Raw genomic sequence first — 18,699 nt, 5'->3', positions numbered from 1 at the left:
GTCTATTCTTCCTCGCCCGCGCCCTTGCCGAGTTCGGCTTTGAGCAGGAATGCGTTCTTGGTTGCGACTTGGCTGCCTGCCGCGAGACCCTTCAGGATCTCGACCCGGCCGTTGCTGCGTTGTCCGATCGTGATGCTCTGAGCCTTGAATCCCTGCGCGGTCCGCACAAACACGATGTCACGCCCTTCGAGGGTCTGCACCGCATCCTCCGGCACTACGATCGCATTGCTGGTCGTGCCGCCCCCGCCCGGTAGGAGCCGCACCCGCACTGCGAGTCCCGGCTGAAGGCTGCCCGAAACGTCGAGGACCGCCGTCGCCGAGCGCGTGTCGTTGGCAAGCCCGGGTGTGACGGCGCGCACGCGCCCCTCCACCGTCCGCCCGTCGGGCAGCTCGATGATTGCTCGATCGCCTGGAGAGAGTCGTTGCGCGTCGGTCGGACCGACTGCCGCCTCTATCTGAATCTTTGACGCATCCGCGACGCGCATCAGCTCGGTTTCGGGCTGGACGAACGCGCCCAGGCTGATGTTCTCCGAGGTGACGCGACCCGAAATCGGGCTGGACACCAACACACCGCGACCGTCCGATGTCACGCGCGCGGCCCCTGCCGCCACGCTCGCGCGGCGCGCTTCTGCGGCGGCTGAGGCGGCTTCCGCCTCAGCCTGTTCCAGCTCGACCCGCGCTGAGACCTTTTGACGGAACAGGTACTGCTCGCGGGCAAGCGCCTTTTGCGCAAGCGTCGACTTGGCAGCCGCAGCGGTGCGATCGGCGGCAAACTGCGCCGCATCCCGGCTTTCGACAACGGCAAGCGTTTCGCCGGCACGCACCGGATCACCGAGCCGCTTCAATAGCCGAGTGACTGCGCCGCCTGCGCGGGCGGTCACGATCGCTTCGCCTTGCGGCGATGCGCTCACCGTCGCCTGCGCGACAATTTCTGCGCCAAGCCCGCCGGGATTGACCGTCTCTGTGGCGATGCCGGCCTGCTGAACCGCCTGCGCAGTCATCGCCACCGTGTCGGGGGCTTTTTCCTCCTCTGCCGGGGCAGCGGCGTTACCGCTCGCCGCTTCGGTTGCGGCAGGTTCGCTCGCAGTCCAGCGTGCGATCCCAAAGCCACCAAGTGCGGCGACGATCGCGACAGCCGCCGCACCGCCAAGAAGGCGCTTATCTTGAATCATCGATCATCTCCGGAAATCGTGGGGGCCGGCGTGGTGAGCCGGTCGAGCCGGGCCTGCGCGTCGTGATAGGCGGCGAGCGCATCGACGTAGGTCTGGCGGGTCAGTGAAAGCGTGCGCTCGGCATCGAGGAGCGCGATCTGGTCGAACTTGCCCTGCGTCCAACCGATCCGGGCGATGCGGGCGGCCTCCTGTGCCGCTGCCAGTCCCGGTCCGCCCGCCGCCCGCGCGGTCGCAGCGGCGTTCGCCACTTCGGTTTGTGCGCTGGCGATCTGCTGGCGGGTATCGATCACGGCTAGGTTTCGCAGCGCGATCGCCTGTGTCTGCTCCGATCGCGACTGCGCCACGAAGGCGCTGCCGTTGTTGAAAAACGGGATCGGAATCGAAATCCCGACCACAGCAGCGGTGTCGTTGGTCGCCGCCAATCGGCGGGCGGACGCGCTGATAGTCAGGTCGGGCACGCGCAACGACCTTGCTACCCGCACTTGTGCATCGGCGGTGCGAACATCCGCTTCCGCAGCGACCAAGGCTAGCGTCCCTTCAACATCGACGGGCCGAGGCGGTCCGTAATCATCGATCCGCTCGAACCAGGCGCGATCGAGTGGCCCCATCACCGGCACCGACAACAATGTCTCAAGGTTTACACGCGCCGCCTGTGCCTGCCGGGCCGCGCTATCGGCTGCGACCTGCGCATTGATGCGCAGCACATCGGCGCGCTGTTGCTCGATCGGGCCGACATCGCCGGCCTTCACGCGCTCGCTTGAGACCCGGAACGCGTTGTTGGCGATCCCGGCCTGCTCGCTCAGCACTTCAGCACGGCGCTCGGCGGCGGCGGCTTCGATATAGAGCTGCGTAATCCGCAAGCGGAGATCCGCTCGCGCGATTTCCGACTGGATCTGCGCCCGAGTGAGGCGGGCGGTCGCCAGTGCGACACGCGCCGGCCGCTTGCCACCCAGTTCCAGCGGCAGCGCCACGCCGACCGTCGTTTCGGAACTCCGCAGCCCCTTATAGACGCCGGTGCCGGCGATATTCTCGACCTGTGCCTGCACCTCGGGGTTGGGGCGCAAGCCTGCGACACGCCGCGCCGCGGTCGCGGCGTCGACGCCGGCCGTGGCCGCCGCGACCGACGGAAGTGGAGCCGATCCGCTGCCGCCCGATGCCGCGCCGTTGTTGAGGACGGGTGATGGGATGGATGGCATGCCGCCCGCAGCGAGAGCGTTCTCGAGCGAGAACGCATCGGGCGATTGTGACGAAGTGGTCGCCGCCGGAATGCCGGGCCGCGTTGTTGTTTGCGCCCCGGCCGCACTGGCGAGAGACGCCGCGACCATAACGGCCGCGATTGTACGATGCATAAATGATAACTCCTGACAAACCGGGTTGGCCCCGCGCGGCAATGGCCGGCGAGGTCAGCGGATCGTCAGGCTTGGGGGGGCCTCAGCGCCGGATCGGCAGTGGAGAGTGGCCGAAGCGAATCGATCGAAAAAATGGGCGCGAGCCGAAGATCGGGTTTGAGCGTATTATTAGCGATCTTGACCGGCGCAGCGACGTGATCGCCGTGGCAACCGCCGTGATGATGCGGATACCCTTTGTCACTATCGGAGGGCACCTGATCTGCGTCGCCGGGCGCGTGGCCCAGGGCTATCTCGTCCATGCCAGTTTCATGCAATGAAACACCTACATCCGGCCGCTCCAGCACATGCGCCGTCGCCGTCGTCCCCAAGGAGAGGGCGATCGTCAAATAGGCAAGGATGTTCAGCAGCCGTCGCACGGCACACTTCCTAACAGGAACGCGGGTAACGAGCTAGTCTCGCCCGTTGTACGAAGAAATAAACTCGTCATCGCTCATTCTGCGATAAGATAGGAAGCGCGTCGTGTCGTGCCGGACTCGCCAACGAATGTTGTGCCTCGACTCGACTTACCGGTGTCGGGCGTAGCTCTGCACGGGCCTGACTGATGATCTGCAGGCCGCCCCAAATCCCCAGGCCCGCCATAATGAGGGCAACAGCGAGATCCGGCCAAGCCGTGCCCGTACCGACGACACCAGCGGCAGCCAGCAGGACCGCGAGATTACCGATTGCGTCGTTTCGCGAGCAAATCCAGACCGAGCGCATGTTGGCGTCGCCACCGCGGTAGCGATAGAGCATGAGCGCAACGCTGCCATTCGCGATCAGAGCGATCACGCCGACGATTCCCATCGTCTCGGCCTGCGGCACGCTGCGGCCCAGCGCCGCAAGCACCGTCGTGACGAGGACATAAAGGCCGAAGGCGAGGATCGTGCCGCCCTTGAGCAGCGCGGCACGCGACCGCCAGCCAAGCGCCAGACCGGCGACCCCAAGGCTGATCGCATAATTTGCAGAATCGCCGAGGAAATCGAGCGCGTCCGCCTGCAGCGATCGCGATCCCGAAGCGATGCCCGCGACGATCTCGCCGAAAAACATCGCCAGATTGATCGCGAGCGCGATCCAGAGCATGCGACGCCAGCGAGGATCCGGCGTCGGCGGTGCGTCGGACTGGCAGCTGTTACAGACCATGATCATGTACTCGAACAAGCATCATGGAAACTCTATGCACCCTCTAGCAACTAGAGGGTCAAGGCAAATCGTCGTCGTTGTCGCCGGCTGCATCAGCCGACCGCCACAGCGGCACGGCGCCGGTTGAGGAGGAAGCCACAAAGTACCGCGATGAGCATCAGGAGCTGCGCGCCCATTGACTGCAACGTCGGGAAGATCCCGAGCATGGAGACGCGGATGCCGCCGCCAAGCGGCGCGATGTCGATGATGCCGGCTTCCTGTAGGGCCGACACGCCCTTGCCGGCGAGGACGATGGTAAGGATCGCCATTAGCCACGCGCTGTAGGCGAAGAATTTCGCGATCGGGAGATCGCGGCTGTAGCGCAGCATGGCCCACGCGATGAGTCCCAGTAGCAGCACCGCAGAGCCGGCGCCTGCCAGCATCGTGCCGCCATTGCCCTGGGTCCAGAGCGCGGCGTAGAACAGGATCGTCTCGAACACCTCACGATAGACGACGATGAAGGCCAGGCCGAACAGGAACCAGGCCGACTGCCGCGACAGCGCGCGCGACATCTTCTCCCGGATGTAGCGTTGCCACTGGTCCGCCTGCGCCTTGCCGTGCATCCAGATCCCCACGGAGAGCAGGACGACGGCCGCGAACAGCGATCCGAACCCTTCGGTAAGCTCCCGGCTCGCGCCGCTGATCCCGATCGCATAGGTCGCGATTCCCCAGGTCAGGCCGCCCGCCGCCAGCGCCCCGATCCAGCCGCCATGGACATAGGGCAGCACTTCCGGCCGCTCCGCCTTGCGTAAGAAAGCGATCATCGCGACGACGATCAGCAACGCTTCGAGTCCCTCCCGCAGCAGGATGGTGAAGGCACCCAGGAAGGTCGATGCAGTGCTGGCCGCGTCCGGGGACAAGGCCGCGTCGGCGTCGTCGAAGAGACCGTCGAGCACCTGGATGCGCGTGGCGATCTCATCGGCGGGGCGCCCCTGCTGGAGCGATGCCCGAAACTCGCCCATGGCGCTTTCGATGTGCCCCATGAGCGTAGCATCGCGCGCGGTCAGCATCGGCTCGAGGGGCTCGAAGCCATCGAGATAGGCCGAAAGCGCAAGTTCCTGGGCGGCGTGACGGTCGCCACCGCGGTACGCGGCAAGGCTCTGCGCCAGTTTATCGCGCGCAACGGTCAACGAGCCGGGTGCCTGCTGGATCACCACGTCCGGGTGGCGGCGCAGATAGGCGATCACCGCGTCGGCCTTGGCAGTCCCGATCGACATTGCCAGCACCTCGGGCGTCAGCCCTGCGAGTGTCGTCAGGTCGGGGATCATCTGCCGCAGGCCGGGATCGGATTTCCACAGCCGCTCGCCCTGGCTTGCGAGCGCGTCGGGAAAGGCAAAGCGACCGGCATAGAAGGCCAGCGCCCAGCGATCGGCGCTCGGCAAGGTCGCAAAGCTTTGCATCGCAGTGCCGTCGATGCCCTGATCGATGACCTGATAGAGCGCAAAGGGACTGCGCTGCCGCGCGCGCGTAATGTCGCTGAAGGCGATCGGCAGGGTCTTAAGCTTTGCGGCGTCAGGACCATGCCCGTCGCCGGTCATGCCGTGGCAGCTCGCACAATTCTGCGCGAACAAGGTGGCGCCGCGGGCCAGATCGGGCGCCTTGCCTGGTGCGAGGGACACCGGGTAGGCCTTGAGCAGATCGGCGGCGAGGCCATGGGCGATGCGGGCAACATCTTCGCGCGCGCCCTTCGCAGCGATAACGGCTTGGAGCCGGGTTGCGCCCGCGATCAACTGTCCGCGCGCCGGTGTAGACGGCAGCGCCGCAAGGCGGGTGGATACTGAAGCCGCGAATTCGGTCATCTCGGCATATTCCGAGGCGCTCTTCACCCTTCCGCCACTGACAGCGCCGCCATAATCGACCGCCATATAATCGAGCAGCCGCCACGCGGTCTGGACGTCGGTGGTTTGGGCCTGGGCAGCGACGCTTGTGCCAAGGGCAAACAAGAGGATGCCTAGCACTGCCAACGGGCGGAGCACCGATTGGCGGAACGAGACCGTTCGCCGGCGACTCGACAAAAGGTGAAGGCTGCTTGAAAGCGTAAACATGCGCTGCGTCTACAGCCTCTAGCTGCTAGAGGGTCAAGTGGTTTTGCGACTTGTTTGCATTAGCTGCTTCATTATTGCGATCGGCGGTCTCATCAACCTTCCCTGCTCAGCTGAATGCGGCGGAATCCGGTGCCAATGTCTCGATGATGCGGCACTCGGAAATGGTGCCGTGTCCACACTGGACGATCACGTTGCTCAATTCGGATCTCAAAGTGTTCAGGTCGCGAAGCTTTCGGTCAATTTCGGCGAGATGCTCGCGCGCGATCGCGTCCACCGCCTTGCACGAAATATCCTTCTGGTCGGCGAGCTCGAGCAACTCCTGAACCTGGTCGATCGAGAAACCCAGCGCACGAGCTCTGCGAATGAAACTTAGCCGTGCGAGATGTTGGGGGGTGTAGGCGCGATAGTTGTTCTTTGTGCGGGCAGGCGCGGCCAACAAGCCGATGCTCTCATAATAGCGGATCGTCTCCACTTTGGTTCCGGTGGCTTTTGCGAGACTTCCGATGCTGAGCGGCTCCGTGGACATATCGTTTGACCCTCTAGTAACTTCAGACTGTATAGAGGGTGTCATGTCGAAAAGTCGAGGTGACGCAATGTTCGAGCAGACCGAAGCGAGCGCCATAGCGAGTGAGCGACGGTGGCGCTTCAAGGTCCATGGACTCGACTGCCAGAATGAGGTTCGGCTTCTCAGGGAAGCGCTCATCCCCCTCGTGGGAGACGAGCGGTTTTTATCGTTCCAGCCGAAGCACGGTCTGCTCGACGTTGATATCGAGTCCGGCATCGGGGTGGAGGCGATCATCGCGGCCATATCGGCCACCGGCATGTCGGCCGCATTGAAAGCCACCGGGAGCTTCGCAGAGGATGAAGCGGATGTTGGCGGTTGCAGCGGCTGCTCCGGCGAACCGGAGCCGGTCGAACTGGCTTTCGCTGATCGTCCAAACGGCTCGATCTTCAAAATTCATGGCATGGACTGCGGTGATGAAGTCGCCGTCCTCAAACGCGAGGTCGGGCCGGTCGTCGGGTTGGAGAACCTGTCGTTCGATCTCATCAACGGCCGCATGTCGGTCGCAGGTTCTTCCGCTGCCGCGCAACACGCTGGAATTTTGAAAGCAGTCGAGCGCACGGGCATGCGTGCCGAACTGTGGCAAGAAGGCGGGGGCAGCGCCGGTGCGCTAGCGGAGCAGCGTCGACGCCGCGTTCAGGCCGGGCTGACGATCACAAGCGGCGCTATGGTGCTGGTCGGTTTTGCGATCCATGCGCGCGCAAACGGTTTCGCTGCAGTGCTGCACGAGAGTCTGGCGCGTGAGGCCCATCCCCCGCTTCTGGCGATGCTCGCTTATTCCTTGGCGATCCTTTCTGCGGTTCGGTACGTCGCGCCCAAGGCGATCCTCGCGGCGCGGCGACTCAGGCCGGACATGAACCTGCTCATGCTTGTCGCGGTGGCGGGCGCCCTCGGCATCGGCCAGTGGTTCGAAGCGGCGACCGTCGCATTCTTCTTCGCCCTTGCGCTGGCGCTCGAGGCATGGAGCCTTGGACGTGCCCGCCGTGCCGTCGCCGCGCTCATGGAAATCGCGCCGGATTCAGCCCGGATACGGGATGTTGCGGGCATCGAGAAGGACGTACCCGTTGCCGAAGTTGCGGTCGGAGCGCATGTGATCGTTCCACCGGGCGGAAAGATACCGCTCGACGGCCGGGTGGTTGCGGGGACCAGCGCGGTCAATCAGGCGCCAATTACGGGCGAAAGCGTACCCGTAACGGTCGCGCAAGACACGGTGGTCTATGCCGGGACCATCAACGGCATGGGCGCGCTCGAGATCGTAACGACCCGGCCAGCCTCCGATACGACGCTCGCGCGTATCGTGCGCATGGTCGGCGAGGCGCAGAGCAAACGGGCTCCGACCGAGCAATGGGTGGAACGCTTCGCGCGGATATACACGCCAGTCGTGATGGCGCTTTCTCTGGCGGTATTCCTTGTACCGCCGTTGCTGCTTGGGGGAGGTTGGGCCGCCTGGTTCTATCAGGCGCTGGTCTTGCTTGTCATCGCCTGCCCCTGCGCCCTGGTCATCTCGACGCCTGTCAGCATCGTCGCGGGCTTGACCGGCGCGGCCAGGCGGGGCGTGCTGATCAAGGGGGGCATCCATCTCGAAACGCCTGCCCGCATCACGGCGATCGCGATGGACAAGACCGGAACGCTCACGCTTGGGCGCCCCAAGGTGGTCGAGCTTGTCCCGCTTGGCGGTCGGGGCGAGATCGAGTTGCTGGCGCTCGCGGCTGCCATCGAAGCGCGAAGCGAGCATCCGATTGCCCACGCGATCCTCGATGCCGCAACGGAGCGCGGCGTCGACGTCGTCCCTGCAAAGTCAGTGACGGCCTTGCCCGGGCAAGGAGTCGTTGGCGCGATCGATGGTCGCGAAGTTTGGGTCGGCTCCCCTGGCTATCTTGGCGAGAGGCTTGGAGGATCCAGCGACGATGAGCTTGCCGCCCAGTTGCAGCGAATTGCTGGGGCCGGACTGACCGGGATCGTTGTCGGCGAGGCGCAGTCGGTCATCGGATTGATTGCGATTGGTGATGCGGTGCGTCCCGAGGCCACGCAGATCGTCGCGCAGCTCCATAAGCTCGGCATCGCGCAGGTCGTCATGCTGACGGGAGACAGCCGCGCGCCCGCTCAGGCCATCGCACATGAAACCGGCGTAGATGAGGTCTACGCCGAGCTGCTTCCCGAACAGAAGGTCGAGGCGATAGAAAGGCTCGTCGCGCAGCATGGCCTCGTCGCCATGGTCGGCGACGGCGTCAACGACGCGCCGGCGATGGCGCGGGCGAGCCTCGGCATCGCGATGGGCGCGATTGGGAGCGACGCGGCGATCGAGACGGCGGATATCGCGCTGATGCAGGACGATCTCTCCCAGCTACCGTGGCTCATTCGGCACTCACGAGCGACGCTCACCGTCATCCGGCAGAACATCGGCTTCTCGCTTGCGGTAAAGCTCGTCTTCGGGGGACTGACGCTGCTCGGGATGGCGTCACTCTGGGGCGCGATAGCGGCCGATGTCGGTGCATCGCTTCTGGTCGTCCTCAACGGGCTGCGTCTTATCGATCGCGACCAGCGGGCTCGATAACACGATTGCCGAGCGCGCCGAAGCGACGATCTTCTTTTCCATCCGTAAAAGGATCACATCGATATGGCCGGACAATGTAGCACGGGCATCGACACGGGCTTTGTCACATTAGGCTATGCCAAGGTTGCCATGTTGGGTGTGGTGCAGGGCATTACTGAACTTCTGCCGATTTCGTCGACAGCCCATATGCGCGTCGTACCTGCCGTGTTGGGGTGGCGAGATCCGGGCTCTGCGTTTTCGGCAGCTATGCAGCTCGCAGCACTCGCCGCCGTTATCAGCTATTTCTGGCGGGATGTTCGCCGTCTTGCGGTCGGGTCAGTGTCGGCGATCAGCCGCCGCGAATTCGCCGATCCCGACCTTCGTCTGGCGACCTGGATCGTGCTGGCGACGATCCCTATCGCGCTGGCGGGCGCTCTCCTTTCCAGCAGCCTCAATATATGCAACTCGCCCCTTCGCGCATTGCCGGTGATTGGCTGGGCGTGCATCGCGATGGCGGTGCTGATGGCGCTCACCGAAATCCTGGCACGCCACCGCCGCAGCGTTGAGAATGCATCATTGCTGGACGCGCTGCTCGTCGGCTTGGCGCAGGTCGGAGCCCTCATCCCAGGCGTCTCACGCTCCGGATCGACCCTCACCGCTGCGCTAGCACTCGGATTTAAGCGTGAAGAAGCGGCGCGCTTTTCATTCCTGTTGGGCATCCCGGCTATAGCTCTCGCCGGGCTGAAGGAATTATGGGAGCTGCACAAAGTCCATCTCGATATGCATGGCTGGTCCGTTTTGGCCGTTGGTCTTGTTGTTGCATCCGTTTCAGCGTTCGCGGCGATCTGGGCGCTAATGCGCGTCCTCGAGCGCTTCTCCGCTTGGCCGTTCGTCATCTATCGCGGCGTGCTTGGCGTTCTTCTGGTCATTGCGACCACCAACGCCTGGCTGGTCTAAGGCTTCAGCCTCGCCGCACAGCTCAAGCCGCTTGTAGGCGTGGTCGTGCAACTCAGTCAGATGTAGCCACAGTCCGACAGTTACCAGGATTTCGGCGACGATGAGAGGCACCGTGACAGGTTCGCCGATCTTGCAGAAACATCGATCAAATCGTGCCCAATTGGGCGGTAGCAGATAATGTCGTGATCAACGGACATCCGACCTGATCGCCGGCGTCGCAGGCACGAACGGTGTCGGCAAGTACGCGCTCCATGCGCCTCAAGTCCGTAATCCGCGCGCGCACCTGCTGGAGGTGCGAAGCCGCGATTTCGCGGGCGTCGCCGCATGCCATGTCTTCGGCGGTGGCGATTCCGAGCAGCGCCCGAATTTCGTCTAGCGTAAAGCCCAGCTCGCGCGCACGCCGGACAAAATGGACCCGCGCAACATCCGCGAGGCCAAAGCTGCGGTACCGGCCCCGGCGGGCCGGCATGGGCAGCAGTCCGATACGCTCATAGTAGCGGATCGTCTCAATGTTGCAGCGCGTGCGCCGCGAAAGCTCTCCAATCGCGATGGTTTCCATGGCCGCCCCTCGCCTTTCGAAATTGGGGGTTGAGTCTGTAGTTCCTACAGACGGTAGAGTTCCAGCCAATTGATCGCAAGGAGTCGTCGATGATGTCCAAACCATATGTCCTGGGCCGCTTTTCTAGCGCGCGTGGGGCGCTGTTACTCGCCTTCGGCGCAACAGCGTCGGCATTCGGCGTAGCCTCCTGCTGCGCCTTGCCGATCTTGCTGACCACCGTTGGCGTCAGTGTGGGGTGGTTGGGCGGCATCGCCGTTGCCGCAGCTCCCTATCGGACGCTTCTCCTGGGCTTGAGTGCACTCTGCCTTGTCGGTGGTGCAATCATGCTCTGGCGGCAACAGCGCGTGGCGATGACCTGCGGACCCGAGGGTGCCTGCACGCCGCCTGCCTTGCGTGTTGTGGTGTTCGTCGGCTTGACGATCGGCGCGATCCTGCTCTGGCTCGGATATTCCTATGTCTGAGCGCGCACCCCTTCTCGAATCGACCATCACTTGCCCGCAATGCGGCACGGTGAAGATGGAAACGATGCCGACGAACGCCTGCCAATATTTCTACGATTGCACAGGCTGCGGTGCTTTGTTGCGCCCGAAGGCAGGAGATTGCTGCGTGTTCTGCTCCTATGGGACGGTAGCGTGCCCACCTATTCAACTTTCGGGTCCAGGCGCTTCTTGCTGCACCTAACTAATCTCCTTGGGGTCAAGCTATTCTGCAAGACATCTCCCCGAAGCGGGCGTACTCAAATGATGCCCGCCTCGGGCAAATAGTGCCTATTGCGGTCGAACGGCAGTGATCTCGGCGGCCATGCCGTGGGTCATGACGTCGAACCCGATCCGCTGGCCCACCTGCAGGCCGCGAAGCAGCGTCGGCGGATTGGCCTTGAACGCCATGGTCATGGCGGGCCAGCCCACCGCCGGCATCGGTCCGTGCTGGATTGTAAGTTTGGCCGTTTGGGGATCGATCGCGGTGATGACACCGACACCGTGCCCTGTCTTGGCGGCCGGCGCCTTCTTGTCCATGCCCGTCATACCGGGCATGCCTTTCATATCCCCGCTCATGGATTGAGCGAGGGCCGGACCGGCGGCCAAGATGGCGGCGGTACACAGTGCGATGCGTGGCGCTCTTATGGTGACCTCCTTTTGCTCAGCGGCTGGGGTGGTTTCGGAAGATGGACGTAGCGGTCTACGCAGCAGCAGCCGGTAAGCGGCCGCCAGCACGACCATCGACACCGGCGAGGCTGCCAGCGTGCCACCGATCCACAGTATGGCGATCCGGGTCATCACCTTCAAACCTGCGCCAGACCCGAGAGTACCGGTAGCTTCTCATTGCTTTCCTGTCGGACTGCTCAGTAGTAGTCGGCAAGCGTTAGCATCCGCGTCGTTCCATCCGCGAGCTTAAGCGTTACCCGGCTTCCTGCGGGGCCGTAGCGCCACTGCCAGAGCGACCCCCGCGTATAGAATACATCTATGACACGACCGTTCACCGCTACGACGTGCTCACCAAGAACCCACCCCGCCTGATCCGCAGGGCTGCCAGATGCCACATGCACGACAGTCAGTTCAGTAGCGGAGACGGCGAGGCCAAGGCCGCTTCGATCCTTCAGCATCGGCAGACGTCCCCGAGGGGGGGAGGCTCGCAACCACAATAGCCCTTTAAACACGTCCAGCACGATATCGAATTGTCCGAGCAGCGGCATTCCCACATTGCCTACGGTGCTCACCGAGGTCCAATGATCAAGGGCGAGCGCCGGAACAGAGGCGATCGAGAGCGGGCCCAGGCTCACCGTATCGGCGATAAAGGACTTGACGATTTGCACCCCTTCGACCCCGCCAAGGGCGGCGGTGGAAACAGGTTTGCCCGCCAGAAGCGCATGCGTCTCGATATAGGCGGAGGATAATATCAGCGCCGACGAGCTGCCGAAATCGAGCATCAGCGGCACCGGGTCCAGGCCCGCGATAGACGCCAGCACGAACAGTTCCTGTTTGGCACCGTGTCCGAGCGAAAGCGTAGTCCATTCCGGCCCTGGCACAAAGCTGGCGGGCTTCTCAAATGCGAACCGTCGCGTCGCAAAATCGAGCGCCACGCAGCCGCCAGCCAGCACATCTGCCCCGAGCAGCATATCGATCGGACGGCCAAAGGCAGCCGAGACCGCCCCCAAGTCTGCGATTACCGCGAACGGGAGGACGGGCGCATAAGCGCCCAGCATCACCGCGACATTGCGGACTAGACCGACCGGAGCCTTGCCGCCCAGGCCATTGATCCGTCGCGGCTCCAGGTTCGTCATGCCGAGCTTCGCAGCAAGCGACTTGCTGATGATGGACGCGCCGCTACCGCTATCGAGCACCGCGTCGATTGCTACGCCGGACACTTTGGCCGGCACGATCAGCGTGTCGCCGGTTGCGACTTCCAGGGAGCGCCAGGTCGGAGGCGTGACAAAGCCGCCCCACGGCTGCCCGCGATTGGTCCTCGCGGCCCACAGCGGAATTGGATTGCTGGTTACGACAAGCCCGGCGGCCAGACATTTGAGTGCCGTTCGCCGGTTAGTGTGACAGGGCGTCACCTTTTCAGCCCAGCTTTCCACCGAATTTGTTGGAGGGGACTCCTTCACGCCGCCACAACCCTTCTCGGAGGCTCCTGGATAGTCTTCCGTTTCGCTAATATACGGAACATCAGCGCCGAGATTGCCGGAAGAACGAGCAACGTCAGCGCCGTCGACGTGATAAGCCCTCCGATCACCACGGTCGCAAGCGGTCGCTGCACCTCCGCTCCGGTTCCGGTGGCGAGCGCCATAGGGATGAAGCCCAGGCTCGCTACCAGGGCAGTCATCAGCACGGGCCGCACACGTTCCATCGCGCCACCAATGATGGCACCGTCGATCCCTTCGCCGTCGTCAAGCCGCTTGCGGATAGCACTCATCATGACGAGACCGTTGAGGACCGCCACACCCGAAAGCGCGATGAACCCGACCGACGCCGTGATGGAGAAGGGTATCCCCCGCAAGGACAGAGCGAACACACCTCCAGCCAGGGCCATGGGGACGGCCGTAAACACAATCAGGGCAGGCCAGGCGCCGCCCAGTGCCATATACAGCAACGCGAAGATCAGGATGAAGCAAAGCGGCACGACGATCGCCAATCGCTGGGAGGCGGACTGAAGGCTCTCGAACTGGCCGCCCCACTCGATGAAAGTGCCGGCGGGCAGCTTCACATCCGTGATCTTCGCCTGGGCTTCGGCGACGAATCCGCCAAGATCGCGGCCGCGCACATTGGCCTGGACCACCACCATCCGCTTGCCATTCTCGCGGCTGATCTGGTTAAGCCCCTCGGTGTAGGTGAAGCGCGCCACTTCGCTGAGCGGGATGGAACGCGCGTTCCCGGCACCGCTGGATGGTAGCATGACCGGGATCGAGCCCAGCGTCTCGATATCGTCGCGCTGTGCGTCGGGCAGTCGCACCACGACATCGAAACGCCGATCGCCTTCGAACAACAAGCCCGCTTCGCGTCCGCCAAGGGCCGCCGCGACCGTACTGGCGACCTCCTCGACCGACAGGCCGTAACGGCCCGCCGCCTGGCGATCGACCTTGATGTCGAAGGTCGGCGCGCCCGATGTCTGTTCCGCCTGCACGTCCGCCGCGCCCGGGATTGCCCGAAGTGCGGTTGCAATCCGGCCCGCCGCTTCGCTCATGGCATCGAGATCGTCGCCATAGAGCTTGACCGCCACGTCCGAGCGAACGCCCGCGATAAGCTCGTTGAACCGCATCTGGATCGGTTGCTGGATCTCGGTGCGGTTGCCGATCAACGGCTTCATCCGTTCCTCGATCCGTCGGAGGATGTCCTCCTTGGATTTGACCTCGGCGGGCCACTCCTTTTCGGGCTTTGGGATGACATAGGTATCGGACGCATTAGGCGGCATCGGATCGGTGCCCAGATCGGCGTTGCCGTTCTTGGAAAAGACCAATGCCACCTCGGGCAACGTCTTGAGTGCATTTTCGATCTGGAGCTGCATCGCGGTCGACTGGTCGATTGAGGCGGACGGAATACGGAAATTGGTGACCGTGATGTCCTTCTCGTCGAGCTGCGGCATGAACTCTTGTCCAAGCGTGCCGAACAGCAAAACGGCCGCAGCAAACACGCCTACGCCACCGAGGATGAACGGCATTGGCCGCGCCACGGCGCGGGTGAGCGCCGGCTGATACTTCTCCTTGAACCAGCGGATCGATCTGACCTCGGTCTCGCTGACCTTGCCGATCACGAGCAACGCGACCATCGCTGGCACGAACGTGATCGACAGGATGAACGCACTGGCCAGCGCCAGCATCAGCGTGATCGCCATCGGTGCGAACGTCTTGCCCTCCACGCCCTGGAAGGTGAGCAAAGGTATGAACACGAGGAAGATGATGGCCTGGCCATAGACGGTTGGCCGGACCATCTCCTGCGCGGCGTGAGTGGTTTCAGCGAGACGTTCGGTCCGTGTCAGCAGCCTGCCTTCGCGGTGCTGCCGCTCGGCGAGGCGCCGGAGCGCGTTTTCGACGATGATGACCGCGCCGTCGACGATCAGGCCGAAATCCAGCGCGCCGAGACTCATCAGATTGCCCGAAACACCCAGCTCATTCATGCCCGCAGCGGTCATCAGCATCGTGATCGGAATCACGGCTGCGGTGATGAGCGCCGCGCGGATGTTGCCGAGCAGCAGGAACAGCACGACGATGACGAGCAGTGCGCCTTCGACCAGATTCTTCTCGACCGTGGCGATGGTCGCATTGACCAGCTTGGAGCGGTTATAGGCTTGGCTTGCGACAACGTCCGGCGGCAACGTCTTGTTGATTTCGACCAGCTTGTCGGCGACGCGATTGGCGACGATGCGGCTGTTCTCGCCAGTGAGCATCAGGATAGTCGAGATGACTGCTTCTGACCCGCCGACGCTGCCAGATCCGGTCCGCACCGCGCCCCCGATGACGACCTGGCCGACGTCCTTCACGCGCACCGGGACGCCGGCACGCGTGGCGATCACCGCCTCTTCTATGTCGGCGACCGAGCGCAGCCGCGCGTCGGCGCGAACGAGAAAGGATTCGCCGGCACGGCGGACATAGTTGGAGCCCGCCGACAGGTTCGATCGTTCGAGCGCGTCGGCGAGGTCAGTGACCGAGACGCCATAGGATGCAAGCGCGGTCAGATTCGGCTCGACGACATATTGCTTCACATAGCCGCCGTTGGAATCGACACCGGCAACACCCTGCACGGTGCGCATTTGCGGCCTGATGATCCAATCCTGGACCGTTCGCAGATAAGCGGCCTTGGCAACCACCGTGGTCAGTTTCTCGCCCTCGGGCGTCAGATAGGAACCATCGGACTGCCAGCCGGGCTGACCGTCGACGACCTTAACGCCCTTGTCGTCGGGATGTTCGAACGCGACGCTGAACATGAAGATCTCGCCCAGACCCGTCGTGAGCGGCGCGAGTTGGGGTTGAACGCCAGCAGGCAAGCTGTCCTTGGCCTGAGCGACCCGTTCGGTCACCTGCTGCCGAGCAAAATAGATGTCGGTGCTGTCCTTGAAGACCGCGGTGACCTGGCTGAACCCGTTACGCGTGAGCGAGCGGGTCGTCTGCAGACCGGGAATACCGGCAAGCGCTGTCTCGACGGGAAAGGTGACCTGCTTCTCCATGTCGACCGGTCCGAGGGTCGGCACGAAGCTGTTGATCTGGACCTGGCGGTTGGTGACGTCCGGGACCGCGTCGATCGGCAGCAGGGTGATCTGCCAGGCACCGAACAGGACGACGAGGAAGGTGATGAACACAACGGCCCATCGCGCTCTGACCGAGAGCCCTAAAATCCGCGCGATCATTCCGCCGACTCCTTGCCAAGCTCGGCCTTGAGCAGGAAGGTATTGGTGGTGGCGATCACCGTGTTTGCAGGGAGGCCCGAGGCAATCTCGACCATGCCGCCGCTGCGCGTTCCAACCCGCACGGTCTGCGCCTTAAACCCCTGGCGGGTTCGCACGAACACCACCGAGCGATCCCCTAGCGTCTGGACCGCATCCTGCGGCACATTCACGCCGGAGGCCGCATCGCCGCCGCTGGCGAAGATACGCGCCTGAACGAGTTGACCGGGCGCGATCAGGCCGCCGCCTCCGCTTGGTGTCACGACCACCGTCGCTTGCCGCGTCTGCGGATCGACCACGCCGGTCGCCGAGCGGACCTGGCCTTCCACTTTCTGGCCGTTGTTGGTCATCAGCTCGACCCTGTCACCCGCCTTCACACGCAATGCGTCCGCTGCCGGCATGCTCGCCTCGATCTGAAGGCGGCGCGGATCGGCGACACGGAACAGCTCGGTCTCGGCCTGCACAAACGCGCCGAGATTGACGGGTGCGGATGTTATACGGCCGGAGATCGAACTGACCACCGCAACCGACCTGCCGTCGCGCGAGACCTTTGCCGCGCTGGCGGCAGCGCTCGCTTGCCGGGCTTCGGCCTGAGCGACCGCCAGATTGGCTTCGGCGGTCTCATAGTCTGCCCGGGGCGACACCCCTTGATTGAGCAGTATTCGCTCGCGCGCCAGTTGTCGGCTTGCAAGCGTAACCCTTGCGGCAGCCGTACTGCGATCGGCGGCGATCGCCGACGCATCGCGGCTCTCGACAATGGCGATCGTTTCGCCCGCGCTGACCGGATCACCGATCCGCTTGAAGATCCGGGTAACGGTGCCCGCTGCCCGGGCAGTGAGCACCGCTTCGGCGTCAGGCGTTGCCTCGACGGTGGCACTGGCGAGGATGATGCCGGCGACGCCACCGGCTGCCGCTTGTGCAAGGCCAATCCCCGAGGTCTTGATATCATCCTGGGCGATCACGACCGTGTCGGTTGGAGCGGCGGAGGCGGCCGCCTCCGTCTCGGCTGTCGGTGCGGACGGGCCAGTCATCCTGGCGACACCGAAACCGGCAAGGGCGGCGAGGACAAGACCGATCGCGGCCCCGGCATAAAGCTTGTTGCGTTCGGGGTTCATTGGATCTCATCTCCGGAAAGGGTGCGGCCCTGAAGACGGGCGAGCTGCGCGCGCGCCTCGAAACTGGCCACTTTGGCGTCGAGGACGATCCCGCGTGCCGCGCCAAGGCCTTGGCGGGCGTTCAACAATTCGACGAGCGGGGATTTACCAGCCTCATAGGCGATGCGAGCGAGACGATAGGTTTCTTCGGCGGTGCGTTGCGATGCCTCCGCTGCGGCAACCCGCGACTGTGCGGCCGCAATCTGCGCCCCGGCCGCGCGGGCTTCGGCAATCGCATCGTTACGCGCCATGGCCAATCTTGCGGCGGCGGCCTGTGCCTCTGCTTGCGAAGCGGCGATATTGCCACGATTGCGATCGAAGATGTTGAGCGGGATCGAGACGCCCGCCGTCAGTGCGGTCGCATTTTCATAATCGAGGCGCCGCACGCCGACGATTGCCGTCACATCGGGGATTGCCCGCTTCTGTTCGGCGGTCAGGCGGCGCTCGGCAGCCTCCCGCTCTGCCTGCGCGGCAAGAAAGGACGAACTCGTCATCGGATCGACGGGGCCATAAGCCGGTGCCGCGACCGGCACGGTCAGGAGCGATTCCGACAAGCCGGTGAAGGTCTCCTCGACGCCGGCGAGTGCGGAGAGGCGGGCATAGGCCGCAATGCGATCCGCTTTCGCCCCCTCAAGATCGGCGCTGACGGCGTTCAGCGCGGCCTCTGCTTGCAGGGCGCGCAGCCGCGCTTCCTTGCCGGCATCGACCAGCACGCGAGCGGCGCGCAGGATATTCTGCGCTTGCTCGACCTCGCCTTCGGCCAGCATTATCCTCTGGTCTGCGACGTCCGCCGCTGCATAAGCGCGTGCAAGATCATAAGCGTAGCGGATCTTCGCATCACGATCGCGGGCGCGGGACGCGGCGACGCCGGCCTTTCCGGCTGCGATCCTCGCCGAACGCTTGCCGCCGATTTCCAGCGGCTGGCTATATTGCAGCGTCGTCTCGGCGCGATCGACCCCGCGATAGGGAGACGATCCCGCGACATTCTCAGTGAGAATGCCGATCGTCGGATTGGGTCGGGCGCGCGCCTGGCGTGCAAGACCTTCGGACCGGCGGACCTCAGCTTCGCTTTCGATGCGCCGAGGCGCCTCGGCGGTCTGGCGTAGCAGTGTAGCGAACGGCGGCGCCACTTGCGCCTGTGCGGGTGCGCACAGCGCAGCGACGCAGGTCGCGACCATCATGCCGGACACCACGCGACGCGACAGCCGGCCTATAAAGGCTCTCATATTCTTATCCCCAAAAAAGGCTGCAATGACGGCACGCGCTAAGCGCGTGA

At 64.0% G+C, this 18,699-nt stretch carries 16 protein-coding genes; 4 read left to right on the top strand and 12 right to left on the bottom strand.

Going from position 1 to position 18,699, the window contains the following annotated elements:
* Window positions 1-2: 2 nt before the first annotated feature.
* The 6 genes from HHL08_RS15820 to HHL08_RS15795 all read right to left on the bottom strand — a co-directional run bounded on the left by HHL08_RS15820 (window position 3) and on the right by HHL08_RS15795 (window position 6,310).
* Window positions 3-1,172 carry an efflux RND transporter periplasmic adaptor subunit gene (locus tag HHL08_RS15820; protein WP_169574027.1) on the bottom strand — a complete coding sequence of 390 codons (1,170 nt, stop codon included), beginning with the start codon at window positions 1,170-1,172 and terminating at the stop codon, window positions 3-5.
* Window positions 1,169-2,521, bottom strand: coding sequence for a TolC family protein (locus HHL08_RS15815; protein ID WP_169574026.1), 1,353 nt, complete (start codon window positions 2,519-2,521; stop codon window positions 1,169-1,171). Before HHL08_RS15815 ends, HHL08_RS15820 begins: the two co-directional genes overlap by 4 nt.
* A gap of 65 nt (window positions 2,522-2,586) precedes the next feature.
* The gene (locus HHL08_RS15810) at window positions 2,587-2,937 is read right to left on the bottom strand and encodes a hypothetical protein (RefSeq protein ID WP_169573996.1); all 351 of its coding nucleotides are present in this window, start codon (window positions 2,935-2,937) and stop codon (window positions 2,587-2,589) included.
* 67 nt (window positions 2,938-3,004) lie between these two features.
* Window positions 3,005-3,700, bottom strand: a complete 696-nt coding sequence (locus HHL08_RS15805; RefSeq protein ID WP_169574048.1) for a cation transporter — start codon at window positions 3,698-3,700, stop codon at window positions 3,005-3,007.
* A 92-nt stretch (window positions 3,701-3,792) separates the two neighbouring features.
* Complete coding sequence (locus tag HHL08_RS15800; protein ID WP_235955082.1) at window positions 3,793-5,784, bottom strand: cytochrome c/FTR1 family iron permease; 1,992 nt, start codon at window positions 5,782-5,784, stop codon at window positions 3,793-3,795.
* A gap of 106 nt (window positions 5,785-5,890) precedes the next feature.
* The gene (locus HHL08_RS15795) at window positions 5,891-6,310 is read right to left on the bottom strand and encodes a MerR family transcriptional regulator (protein ID WP_169574024.1); all 420 of its coding nucleotides are present in this window, start codon (window positions 6,308-6,310) and stop codon (window positions 5,891-5,893) included.
* Between the two features lie 67 nt (window positions 6,311-6,377).
* Between HHL08_RS15795 and HHL08_RS15790 the strand changes: the two genes are divergently transcribed.
* Window positions 6,378-8,900, top strand: a complete 2,523-nt coding sequence (locus HHL08_RS15790) for a heavy metal translocating P-type ATPase (RefSeq protein WP_169574023.1) — start codon at window positions 6,378-6,380, stop codon at window positions 8,898-8,900.
* A gap of 129 nt (window positions 8,901-9,029) precedes the next feature.
* Window positions 9,030-9,836, top strand: coding sequence for an undecaprenyl-diphosphate phosphatase (locus HHL08_RS15785; protein WP_235955081.1), 807 nt, complete (start codon window positions 9,030-9,032; stop codon window positions 9,834-9,836).
* A gap of 145 nt (window positions 9,837-9,981) precedes the next feature.
* On the opposite strand, the gene HHL08_RS15780 is transcribed toward HHL08_RS15785, so the two are convergent.
* A complete protein-coding gene (locus tag HHL08_RS15780; RefSeq protein WP_169574021.1) occupies window positions 9,982-10,395 on the bottom strand; it encodes a MerR family transcriptional regulator in 414 nt (137 codons plus the stop codon).
* Window positions 10,396-10,484: 89 nt separating this feature from the next.
* Here HHL08_RS15780 and HHL08_RS15775 point away from each other — a divergent pair, with 89 nt between their 5' ends.
* Both HHL08_RS15775 and HHL08_RS26130 read left to right on the top strand, forming a co-directional pair.
* Window positions 10,485-10,856 (top strand): mercuric transporter MerT family protein, encoded by a 372-nt coding sequence (locus HHL08_RS15775; protein WP_235955080.1) that lies wholly within the window; start codon window positions 10,485-10,487, stop codon window positions 10,854-10,856.
* A complete protein-coding gene (locus tag HHL08_RS26130) occupies window positions 10,849-11,076 on the top strand; it encodes a GDCCVxC domain-containing (seleno)protein (protein ID WP_169574020.1) in 228 nt (75 codons plus the stop codon). The genes HHL08_RS15775 and HHL08_RS26130 overlap by 8 nt, the downstream gene beginning before the upstream one ends.
* 86 nt (window positions 11,077-11,162) lie before the next feature.
* Here HHL08_RS26130 and HHL08_RS25350 read toward each other — a convergent pair whose 3' ends face one another.
* The 5 genes from HHL08_RS25350 to HHL08_RS15745 all read right to left on the bottom strand — a co-directional run bounded on the left by HHL08_RS25350 (window position 11,163) and on the right by HHL08_RS15745 (window position 18,649).
* On the bottom strand, window positions 11,163-11,672 hold the full coding sequence (locus HHL08_RS25350) for a copper-binding protein (RefSeq protein WP_235955079.1): 510 nt from the start codon (window positions 11,670-11,672) through the stop codon (window positions 11,163-11,165).
* A 65-nt stretch (window positions 11,673-11,737) separates the two neighbouring features.
* Entirely contained in the window at window positions 11,738-13,000 is a 1,263-nt protein-coding gene (locus HHL08_RS15760; RefSeq protein WP_328804665.1) for an aspartyl protease family protein, read from the bottom strand.
* Window positions 12,997-16,233, bottom strand: a complete 3,237-nt coding sequence (locus tag HHL08_RS15755; protein WP_169574019.1) for an efflux RND transporter permease subunit — start codon at window positions 16,231-16,233, stop codon at window positions 12,997-12,999. The genes HHL08_RS15760 and HHL08_RS15755 overlap by 4 nt, the downstream gene beginning before the upstream one ends.
* A complete protein-coding gene (locus HHL08_RS15750) occupies window positions 16,230-17,384 on the bottom strand; it encodes an efflux RND transporter periplasmic adaptor subunit (protein WP_169574018.1) in 1,155 nt (384 codons plus the stop codon). Before HHL08_RS15750 ends, HHL08_RS15755 begins: the two co-directional genes overlap by 4 nt.
* A complete protein-coding gene (locus HHL08_RS15745) occupies window positions 17,381-18,649 on the bottom strand; it encodes a TolC family protein (RefSeq protein ID WP_169574017.1) in 1,269 nt (422 codons plus the stop codon). The genes HHL08_RS15750 and HHL08_RS15745 overlap by 4 nt, the downstream gene beginning before the upstream one ends.
* Between the last annotated feature and the right edge of the window lie 50 nt (window positions 18,650-18,699).

It is taken from the genome of Sphingobium psychrophilum (assembly GCF_012927105.1).
GTDB lineage: Bacteria > Pseudomonadota > Alphaproteobacteria > Sphingomonadales > Sphingomonadaceae > Sphingobium > Sphingobium psychrophilum.
This window is presented reverse-complemented; position numbering and strand designations above follow the sequence as displayed.

What these genes read in the sequence shown, in the direction of transcription:
- HHL08_RS15820 (WP_169574027.1), bottom strand. Translation starts at nt 1,172, where the DNA reads ATGATTCAAGATAAGCGCCTTCTTGGCGGTGCGGCGGCTGTCGCGATC.
- HHL08_RS15745 (WP_169574017.1), bottom strand. Translation starts at nt 18,649, where the DNA reads ATGAGAGCCTTTATAGGCCGGCTGTCGCGTCGCGTGGTGTCCGGCATG.
- HHL08_RS15805 (WP_169574048.1), bottom strand. Translation starts at nt 3,700, where the DNA reads ATGGTCTGTAACAGCTGCCAGTCCGACGCACCGCCGACGCCGGATCCT.
- HHL08_RS15800 (WP_235955082.1), bottom strand. Translation starts at nt 5,784, where the DNA reads ATGTTTACGCTTTCAAGCAGCCTTCACCTTTTGTCGAGTCGCCGGCGA.
- HHL08_RS26130 (WP_169574020.1), top strand. Translation starts at nt 10,849, where the DNA reads ATGTCTGAGCGCGCACCCCTTCTCGAATCGACCATCACTTGCCCGCAA.
- HHL08_RS15775 (WP_235955080.1), top strand. Translation starts at nt 10,485, where the DNA reads ATGATGTCCAAACCATATGTCCTGGGCCGCTTTTCTAGCGCGCGTGGG.
- HHL08_RS15815 (WP_169574026.1), bottom strand. Translation starts at nt 2,521, where the DNA reads ATGCATCGTACAATCGCGGCCGTTATGGTCGCGGCGTCTCTCGCCAGT.
- HHL08_RS15790 (WP_169574023.1), top strand. Translation starts at nt 6,378, where the DNA reads ATGTTCGAGCAGACCGAAGCGAGCGCCATAGCGAGTGAGCGACGGTGG.
- HHL08_RS15780 (WP_169574021.1), bottom strand. Translation starts at nt 10,395, where the DNA reads ATGGAAACCATCGCGATTGGAGAGCTTTCGCGGCGCACGCGCTGCAAC.
- HHL08_RS15785 (WP_235955081.1), top strand. Translation starts at nt 9,030, where the DNA reads ATGTTGGGTGTGGTGCAGGGCATTACTGAACTTCTGCCGATTTCGTCG.
- HHL08_RS25350 (WP_235955079.1), bottom strand. Translation starts at nt 11,672, where the DNA reads ATGACCCGGATCGCCATACTGTGGATCGGTGGCACGCTGGCAGCCTCG.
- HHL08_RS15795 (WP_169574024.1), bottom strand. Translation starts at nt 6,310, where the DNA reads ATGTCCACGGAGCCGCTCAGCATCGGAAGTCTCGCAAAAGCCACCGGA.
- HHL08_RS15755 (WP_169574019.1), bottom strand. Translation starts at nt 16,233, where the DNA reads ATGATCGCGCGGATTTTAGGGCTCTCGGTCAGAGCGCGATGGGCCGTT.
- HHL08_RS15750 (WP_169574018.1), bottom strand. Translation starts at nt 17,384, where the DNA reads ATGAACCCCGAACGCAACAAGCTTTATGCCGGGGCCGCGATCGGTCTT.